Source organism: Pseudoalteromonas aurantia, assembly GCF_005886875.1.
In the GTDB taxonomy this organism is placed as follows: domain Bacteria; phylum Pseudomonadota; class Gammaproteobacteria; order Enterobacterales; family Alteromonadaceae; genus Pseudoalteromonas; species Pseudoalteromonas aurantia_A.
In genome coordinates this window covers 1-1,224 of sequence record NZ_PNBY01000167.1, presented here as the reverse complement: position 1 = coordinate 1,224, position 1,224 = coordinate 1, and the positions used below count along the sequence as shown (strand labels likewise).

At 42.7% G+C, this 1,224-nt stretch carries 2 protein-coding genes; both read left to right on the top strand.

Translation table 11 applies throughout. The annotated features are described in order from the left end of the window. Window positions 1-95 precede the first annotated feature (95 nt). Window positions 96-983, top strand: a complete 888-nt coding sequence (locus tag CWC18_RS20265; protein WP_138676002.1) for a tyrosine-type recombinase/integrase — start codon at window positions 96-98, stop codon at window positions 981-983. Further along, window positions 980-1,224 (top strand): transposase zinc-binding domain-containing protein (locus tag CWC18_RS22020; RefSeq protein WP_171041182.1); only part of this gene is annotated, 245 nt, incomplete at its 3' end. The genes CWC18_RS20265 and CWC18_RS22020, both read left to right, overlap by 4 nt.

The window sequence follows — 1,224 nt, the reverse complement described above, 5'->3', positions numbered from 1 at the left end:
TTGTTGAACGAAGCCGCTAAGCGGCAGAAAAACATCATTCATACTTAAACTCTGGAACATCGCCATGTTGGTGGTGTCACACCGGAGTTAATACCATGAATGACCTCGAACAAAAACATTTCGACTTCCTTTATCTTCAACATCTTACCAACTTAAAATTACAAGGTAAACGACCCGCTACCATTGATGCATACGCTCGTGCTGTTCGTCGCATCACGCTCTACTTTGATCGCTCACCCGATACTCTAAGCACCCAAGATTTAAAACAATACTTTAATGCCCTCATTCAAACTCACTCTTGGAGTACCATTAAGTTAGACCGTAATGGCTTACAATTCTTTTATAAATATACCCTTGAACGCCAGTGGCAGTGGCTCGATATTGTTAAGCCCCCTCAAGTAAAACGTATACCCGATATCTTAACTGCCGCACAAATTGCTTTTATGCTTAATCATACTAAACAGCACCGTTACCAAGTGTTCTTTTTAACTTTATACACTATGGGGTTGCGTCTTAGTGAAGCTTTACACCTGACTGTGGCTGACATTGATTGTAAAACAATGCGCGTTCATATTCGTGATGGTAAAGGCGGTAAAGATAGGCTAGTCCCCCTACCTGATAAAACACTTCAAGCATTACGTCTTTATTGGAAAACTCATCGTCACTCTACGCTGATATTTCCAGGAAAAGGGCTTGGTGCTAATACGCCAATGGATAAAGGCGGCATACAAAAGGCCATGAAAGCAGTATTAAAACACTGCAAAATCACCAAACATATCAGCCCACACTCTTTGCGCCACTGCTTTGCCACTCATTTACTAGAGCAAGGTCTCGATTTACGTTCATTACAGTTATTACTCGGTCATGGCAGTCTTAATACCACCTCAAAATACACGCAGCTAACACAGATAAAACAGCATGACACCCAAAGGCTCATAAACCAGTTAACGAATAATCTCATGCGTATCTCGGCGGCTTTATGAGTTGCTTTATTGAATTACTGCGTCATCATGAACATGATTTTCTACACCAGTATGAGAGTCAGCTTAATCACCCTATTCGACAGGCGATTAAAGCACTGCTTCGATGTAGAACCAGTGAGCAACATAAAATGAGTTGGGGCTGCGCTCACTGTCACCATCAAGCACAACACCCGCTCTCATGCGGGCATCGTCACTGCCCACAATGTCAACACCAGACAACCACACAGTGGTTGCAACGACA